The organism is Ureibacillus galli (genome assembly GCF_014836845.1).
GTDB lineage: Bacteria > Bacillota > Bacilli > Bacillales_A > Planococcaceae > Ureibacillus > Ureibacillus galli.
In genome coordinates, this window is record NZ_JACSQA010000051.1 from 1 (window position 1) to 7,874 (window position 7,874).

The window sequence follows — 7,874 nt, forward strand, 5'->3', positions numbered from 1 at the left end:
TAGAGAAAGGTGAATTTGAGTTTCATCAAATTCACCTTTCTCACTATTTGAAGCTAGTTATGTCCCAGCCTCTTTTTCTTTTTTCATTCGTCTAACAACATGTTTAATCGAATTTCGGGACATGATAAAAACAAAGGAGGGAATGGAATGGCACGAAGGAATCGGAATAAAATATTAGTTCCTGAAGCTCGACAAGGACTTGACCAACTTAAAGCAAAGGTAGCTGGAACGAGTGATCCGGAACGAGCGAAGTTTGAAATCGCCGAAGAAGTGGGCGTACCTTTAAAAGAAGGGTATAACGGAAAACTGACATCGGAAGAAGCCGGGAAAGTAGGCGGTAGATTAGGTGGTAATATGGTTAAAGAATTAGTGAAAATGGCACAAGAAAATTTAAGTAAAAAACAACAATAACAATATACAATGAAAAGGCAGTTTCCACATAAGGAAACGAGCCTTTTCTTTAACTATTTTCAAATCCTTTTAAACGGATTTTTCCACTCCATTAATACACCATAATGGAGAGATTCTTCATCATCTAAGTAGTTATCTACGACTGCAATAGGGACACGTCCGCAACGTAGCAAAAAGGAAATAACCGGATCATATATTTCTCCGCTTACTATTCGTTCCACATATTCGTTAGCAGAAAATTGATCCGCATATTGATGATAGTTAGGCATGCGACCCCCACCTAGAAGTCGATTGAGTCCTTTTTCTACTACTACTTGATACATCGCTTGCATCATTATTTTTCCTAATCCGAGAGAGCGAAATGAAGGACGAACACTAATATCTACTATATAAAGAGTATTTCCCTTTTGGTCATGATTTCTAATATACCCGTTATCAGTCGCTTCTGCCCATGTGTGGGATGGATGGGAAGGGTCGAAGTTGATGCAAACACCTGTTATCGAGCTAACAACTTTCCCTTTCATTTCAATACATAATGCTCCATCTGGGAATAACGAAATATGATTTGATAACTGCTCCTTATTCCACCATAACTCCGATGGAAAAGGGGGTGGAAAACATTCTGCTTGAATATCGATTAATTCATCAAAATCTTCTTTAGTATAATTTCGAACGGTTATTTTTATAGGTTTTCCGTTATCGAAAAGCCATTGTTCGTTTCGATACATTCACCTTTCCCCCTATACACGAAATTATTTTTCCCAATCCGGATATAAGTCTACTCGTCGGTCACGCCAAGTTGTCACAGATCCCTTTTCTCGAACTTGATAAAGAAGTTCTAAATCCAAATCCGCTGTAACCAGCATGTCATGATTGATTTCTCCTTCTGCTAACAGTCCTTTTGGAGGGAAAGGAACATCGTTTGGCGTAATGATAGCCGCTTGCCCGAAATTTGCCCTCATAAAATCAACAGTAGGCAGTGCACCGACTGTACCAGTAAGTACGACATACACTTGGTTTTCAATAGCGCGTGCATGGCTTGTATAACGAACACGGTGGAAACCATGGCGGTCATCCGTACAGGAAGGACAGAAAATAACATCTGCTCCTTTTGCCTTTGCCATACGCACAATTTCAGGAAACTCGATATCGTAACAAGTTAAAATTGCAATTGTACCCTTTTCCGTTTCAAATACTTCGAGACCTTCCCCTGGTGACATATTCCATTCATCGACTTCTGTAGGGGTAATATGAAGTTTAGCTTGAGTTCCGATTGTTCCGTCTGGATAAAACAAATGGGCGGTATTACGTAACTTACCATCAACATCGATGACGTGTGTTCCTGCGATAATATGAATGTTGTATTTTTTTGCAAATTGAGAGAATAACGTACGGTATTGTTCTGTAAAGGAAGGTAGGTCATTAATCGTTAACGGTTTCCCATTTTCTCCTTTAATAGAGAGCAGTTGTGTTGTGAAAAATTCTGGGAATAAAATAAATTCCGTTTCAAATTCTAATGCCGCTTTAATATAGTGTTCACTTTGATGGGCGAAATCTTCAAAGGACTCAATTGTATGTAGATGATATTGAACGGCAGACACTCGTAACTTCATAAAATACCTCCAATTTTTCTTTTATTTCTATAGTAGCATATGACTAGAAAGACGTGAAAAAGTTAGATTGCTTTCTTCAGCTTTTTATTGCACCCCCATCAATTTAGAAGTAGTATGACAAATAGAATGTAATGGAAAGAAGGCGCATACGTAGATGCAGTCAGTGTTTAAGCTAACAAAATACATAAAGCCTTATTTATTATTTGCCATTATAGCACCCATCATGATGGTAATTGAGGTATCAATGGATTTAATCCAACCAACGATTATGCAACATATAATAGATAGTGGTATTGCAGAAAATGATAAACCGTATGTCATTAAAATGTTTATATTCATGGTGTTATCCGCGGTCGTAGGTTTATTAGGCGGAGTCGGTTGTGGAATTTATGCATCTAAGACAGCGATTAATTTTGCAACGGATATTCGACAAGATTTATATGAAACAATTACATATTTTTCGAATAGTAATAAAGACCGTTTTACATTAGGGAAATTAATCACGAATATTACAAGTGATGTAGAAATGCTCCAAAGGGCTTTATTAATGCTATTAAAAATCTTTGTTCGTGGACCGTTAACCTTTATCGGTGCAATCGTCATAGTGTTTATCACTGCACGAGAGCTTTTCCCTATTTTATTATTTGTTGTGCCGATATTAGCCCTAGCTATTTTCTTTTTCACGAAGTTATCCGGGAAGTTGTTTTTAAAAGTTCAAGAAGCAGTCGATGGAGTTAATACGAAGGTACAGGAAAACTTGGCGGGTATACGTGTAATTAAAGCTTATAATCGTAAAAAACATCAAATCGACCAGTTTACAGCGGTAAATGGAACATTGATGAAACGGAATATTCATGCGGACCAAATGATTGGAATTTTAATGCCTTTAACAGCTTTTGTCGTAAACATAGGAATTATTCTCGCATTATGGTTAGGTGCCATTAAAGTGGAAAACGACACGATTGAAGTAGGGATGATTTTAGCATTCATTAACTATTTAATGATGATTATGGGTGGGCTTATGAGCTCGTCCAATGTGTTAATGCAAATTGCCCGGGCAATTCCAAGTGCCAATCGTATCGTTGAAGTGTTAGAAGAAAAGCCTGAAATTAATAATATACACAACCCAGTCATCGCTCCAATAAAAGGAGAAGTGGCGTTTGAAAATGTTAGTTTTGCCTATAACAAAAACAATGAACCTGTGTTAAAAAATATTTCGTTCCGAGCAGAGCCCGGTGACACAATTGGGATTATTGGGATGACGGGTAGTGGGAAATCAACGATTGTTCAGTTAATACCGAGATTATTTGATGCGGATCAAGGTGTAGTGAAAATAGATGGTAAACCAATCGCCGAATATGATTTGTCAACGTTACGTAAAGCAATTGGATTTGCTCCCCAAAAGGCAACATTATTTTCAAAAACAATTGAAGAGAATGTAAAATATGGGCGAGATGAGGCATCCATAGAACAGTTAATAGAAGCATTAGAGTCCTCTTGTGCATTGGAATTTGTTGAAAAGTTCGAGGATAAGGAACAACACTTTGTCACGCAAGGCGCAACCAACTTATCAGGTGGACAAAAGCAACGTTTAGCAATGGCTAGGGCCTTTATTCGAAAGCCAGCTATTTTAATTCTTGATGATACAACTTCTGCTGTAGATAGTATTTCAGAAAAGAGAATTCAACAGGCGATTGCCAATCGTTTTAAAGAGAGTACAAAGTTTATTGTCTCTTCTAAAATTTCCTCTATACGCCATGCCGATACGATTTTAGTGTTGGATGATGGTTGTATAGTTGGAAAAGGAACACACGAACAATTGATTGCAACAAATGAAGCCTATCAAGAAATTGTGTCGACTCAAGTTGTAAGAGGAGGGACGTTCAATGAATAAATCATCTGAAAGACAAGCTGGACCACCTCCAATTGGAAGACATCCGGGACCGAGATTTAATGGACCTGCAGAAAAACCAAAGGATCAAAAAGGAACGATTAGACGAATATGGTCCTACTTGAAAAATCAACGAATTGGAATGATAAGCGCGGTTATATTTGTTATTTTTTCAACATTATTAGGGTTGTTAGGACCGCTTTTAATTGGCTTCATCATTGATGAGTATATTTTAAAAGAAGATCTTAGCGGTACAGTTCGAATGACCTTGTTACTTGCTGGGATTTATATTGTCGGCGCCCTATTTACTTGGTTGCAAACCTTTATTATGATTCGAGTTTCCCAAAAAACAATTCGCCAACTTCGTCAACATTTGTTCGAGAAGTTCCAATCATTACCGCTATCCTTTTTTGACAAACGTCAACAAGGAGATTTAATGAGTCGAATGACCAATGATATTGAGAATTTAAACGCGGCTTTATCCCAAAGTGTCATTCAAATTATTTCTACGGTTTTAAATGTAGTCGGAACAGCGATTGCGATGTTTTTCTTAAACTGGGTATTGGCAATAGTTACGTTAATGGTTATCCCATTTATTTTATGGTCGACGAAAAAAATTATTAAAAGCAGTAGCAAAAATTATAAGGAACGACAAAGAGATTTAGGAAATTTAAATGGGTTTATTGAAGAGACGATTTCCAATTCCAATATTACAACAATATTTGGAAAGGAAGAGCAAACGATTGCCCAATTTAAAGCAGCGAATGAAAGACTTCGAACGTCGGCTTTAAAAGCAGAGATGATATCTGGATTGCTCGGACCAACGAATAACTTTATTAATAACTTAGGCATCGGATTAGTCATCGGTGTTGGAGCGATATTGGCATTAAGTAATAGTCTTGTAACGGTTGGGATCATTGCATCTTTTGTGACGTATACAAGGCAATTTTTCCGACCTATCAACCAATTATCGAACTTATTCAATACATTCCAGTCAGCTATTGCTGGGGCAGAGCGGGTATTTGAAATTTTAGAAGAACAGGGTGAAGTAGAGGATCAATCTGATGCGATTGCTAAAAGTAAATTGGAAGGGGATGTAGAGTTCCGCCAAGTTCAATTTTACTATCAAAAGGACAAGCCTGTACTTGATCAAATTTCATTCCATGCAAAGGCGGGGGAAACCATCGCTTTAGTTGGCCCTACAGGTTCGGGGAAAACGACAATTATACAATTATTGAATCGTTTCTATGAAGTAAATAGCGGAGAAATTTTAATAGACGGTCAAAACATCCAACGATATCAAATGGAAAACTTACGTGACCATATCGGTGTTGTTTTACAAGATACGTATTTATTTTCAGGTACCGTTCGAGAAAATATCCGTTTTGGAAAACTTAACGCTACTGATGAAGAAGTAGAGCAAGCTGCAAAAATTGCCTACGCCCACAATTTTATTAAATATTTACCGATGGGTTATGAGACAATGTTAGTTTCTGGTGGGATGAACTTAAGTCAAGGACAACGCCAATTAATCGCAATTGCTCGTGCCATTTTAGAAGATCCAGATATTTTAATTTTGGATGAAGCAACATCTAGCGTTGATACGATGACGGAAGTTCAAATACAAAAAGGGTTAACTAATTTAATGCAAGGTCGTACTAGCTTTGTTATTGCTCACCGTTTAAAAACGATTGAAAACGCGGATCAAATTTTAGTCATTAAAGATGGATCCATTCTTGAACAAGGGAACCATGATTCGTTAATGAATCAAAACGGTTTTTACGCAACTTTACAACATCAATTACAAGTCCAATCTTAATAAACAATTGAACTGTCCAACTTTTTATGAAGTTGGGCAGTTTTTATATTTAGGAAAAGGTTCATTTTTATAGTGCGGTTTCGTTACTTTTCAAAACCGATTTGAAACTTTAAGCATACATGTCCAAATTTCAGCGTATAGTAGTGCAAAAGGTTGCAAAAGGCGGTGTCAGAGTTTGAAACGATGGATTGCACTAGGTGTTATTTTATTAGGTTGTTTAGGTCTGGTCGTGTATGAGACAAGCGCATCAGACCGAAGTTTCTTTTTACCAGAACCATTAGGTGGGGTGAAGATTGTTCTCGATGCTGGGCATGGAGGGATTGATGGAGGTGCTTCATCAGGTGAAGTAGTTGAAAAGGATGTAACGCTTGCCATTACTCAAAAAGTGGCGAAGCAACTAAAGCGTTTAGGAGCTGAGGTGGTTTTAACACGTTCGACAGATGGAGATGCTTTGGAAGAACATGCACCAAGTGAAGAGTTTTCAACATTGCGGGAAAGAAAAAAGCAAGATATTTTTTTACGGTCTAATTTAGTAAAGTCTAATCAACCCGATATTTTTGTAACGATTCATGCTAATGCGATTCCTGAGGAAAAGTGGCGAGGAGCTCAAGTTTTTTATCATAAAGATGGACATCCTAATAGCGAGCTATTAGCTAAATCGATTCAAACAACAATCAAAGATTCACTACAAAATACAGAACGTGAAGCATTAGCGATTAAACAAATTTATCTTTTGAAAAAGGCGGAAGTACCAGCCGTATTAGTAGAAACTGGTTTCTTGAGCAATAGTGAGGAGCGCGAGCTATTAGCGAGTGAAGATTATCAAGATAAGATGGCCAATGCTATTGTAGATGGAATTGAAAGTTACGTTAATTTAGAATTCGAATAATGAAAATGCCAATCACTATAAATAAATAAGCTGTGTGATATACTAACATTGGAAGCAAATATAGGGGAGTGTTTCAAGTGATAAATGAACAACAAGTCCGTGAAATATTAGGACAATTACAAGATCCTTTTTTACATAGAACGTTTGCAGAAACAAATGGTATTACAAACGTATCCATTAAAGAAGAGAAAAATCATGTAAGTGTGAAAGTAGCAATTGCTAAAACAAACACACCAGAACAAATGCAACTACAAATGAAAATTGTAGAAGTGCTAAAAGAGGCTGGAGCAAGTTCTGTAGGTATCCGTTTTGAAGAGTTATCACCGGAAGTTTTAGATAGTTTCCGTGGTCAAGCTACTGAAGCTGAAGTCCACGATTTATTGTCACCGCTATCAACAGTTCAATTTATTGCCATCGCATCTGGTAAAGGTGGGGTTGGGAAATCTACAGTATCTGTAAACTTAGCTGTAGCGTTAGCTCGACTTGGCAAAAAAGTTGGTTTAATCGATGCGGATATTTATGGTTTTAGTGTCCCTGATATGATGGGAATTCAAGATATGCCTGTAGTGAAAGAAGACCGTATTTACCCTGTTGAGCGTAAAGGGGTAAAAGTAATTTCAATGGGATTCTTCGTTGAAAATAATGCTCCTATTGTATGGCGTGGGCCAATGCTTGGAAAAGTATTAGATCAATTCTTCCGTGATGTAGAATGGGGAGACATTGACTACTTATTATTAGACTTACCACCTGGAACTGGTGATGTGGCATTAGATATTCACCAAATGTTACCGTCATCGAAAGAAATTATTGTAACAACGCCACACCCAACAGCTGCCTTTGTAGCAGCACGTGCAGGAGCTATGGCATTACAAACGAACCATGATATTTTAGGGGTTATTGAAAATATGGCTTGGTTTGAATCAAAAACAACTGGGGAACGCGAATATGTTTTTGGAAAAGGTGGAGGTCCTAAACTCGCTGATGAATTAAGAACAGATTTATTAGGACAAATTCCGCTTGGACAACCAGATTGGTCAAATGAAGACTTTGCACCTTCCGTTTATGAAGAAGATCATCCAACAGGTAAGATCTATTTAGATGCTGCTCAAAAAATTATCGATAAATTATCTAAATAAAAATGCTTAAAAAAAGCGGATTGCTTTCATGCAATCCGCTCAGACTGTAGACAAACTCGAAATTTCGAGTTTGCCTACAGTCTTTTTTCTTTTAAAATAAAAGTAATAGTTTCTG

General features: G+C 37.3%; 7 protein-coding genes. 5 read left to right on the forward strand and 2 right to left on the reverse strand.

The window, feature by feature from the left end; genetic code table 11:
- Positions 1–147: 147 nt before the first annotated feature.
- A complete protein-coding gene (locus H9636_RS18535; RefSeq protein ID WP_191709037.1) occupies positions 148–411 on the forward strand; it encodes an alpha/beta-type small acid-soluble spore protein in 264 nt (87 codons plus the stop codon).
- Between the two features lie 59 nt (positions 412–470).
- Here the strand turns inward: H9636_RS18535 and H9636_RS18540 are convergent, their stop codons facing one another.
- Positions 471–1,139, reverse strand: coding sequence for a GNAT family N-acetyltransferase (locus tag H9636_RS18540; RefSeq protein WP_191709038.1), 669 nt, complete (start codon positions 1,137–1,139; stop codon positions 471–473).
- A gap of 24 nt (positions 1,140–1,163) precedes the next feature.
- Complete coding sequence (locus H9636_RS18545; RefSeq protein ID WP_191709039.1) at positions 1,164–2,024, reverse strand: carbon-nitrogen hydrolase family protein; 861 nt, start codon at positions 2,022–2,024, stop codon at positions 1,164–1,166.
- A 154-nt stretch (positions 2,025–2,178) separates the two neighbouring features.
- Here H9636_RS18545 and H9636_RS18550 point away from each other — a divergent pair, with 154 nt between their 5' ends.
- The 4 genes from H9636_RS18550 to H9636_RS18565 all read left to right on the forward strand — a co-directional run bounded on the left by H9636_RS18550 (position 2,179) and on the right by H9636_RS18565 (position 7,759).
- Complete coding sequence (locus H9636_RS18550; RefSeq protein ID WP_191709040.1) at positions 2,179–3,918, forward strand: ABC transporter ATP-binding protein; 1,740 nt, start codon at positions 2,179–2,181, stop codon at positions 3,916–3,918.
- Positions 3,911–5,734 carry an ABC transporter ATP-binding protein gene (locus H9636_RS18555; RefSeq protein WP_191709041.1) on the forward strand — a complete coding sequence of 608 codons (1,824 nt, stop codon included), beginning with the start codon at positions 3,911–3,913 and terminating at the stop codon, positions 5,732–5,734. Before H9636_RS18550 ends, H9636_RS18555 begins: the two co-directional genes overlap by 8 nt.
- A 175-nt stretch (positions 5,735–5,909) precedes the next feature.
- Entirely contained in the window at positions 5,910–6,623 is a 714-nt protein-coding gene (locus H9636_RS18560) for an N-acetylmuramoyl-L-alanine amidase (protein WP_191709042.1), read from the forward strand.
- A gap of 77 nt (positions 6,624–6,700) precedes the next feature.
- Positions 6,701–7,759 (forward strand): Mrp/NBP35 family ATP-binding protein, encoded by a 1,059-nt coding sequence (locus tag H9636_RS18565; RefSeq protein WP_191709043.1) that lies wholly within the window; start codon positions 6,701–6,703, stop codon positions 7,757–7,759.
- The last annotated feature ends 115 nt before the right edge of the window (positions 7,760–7,874 follow it).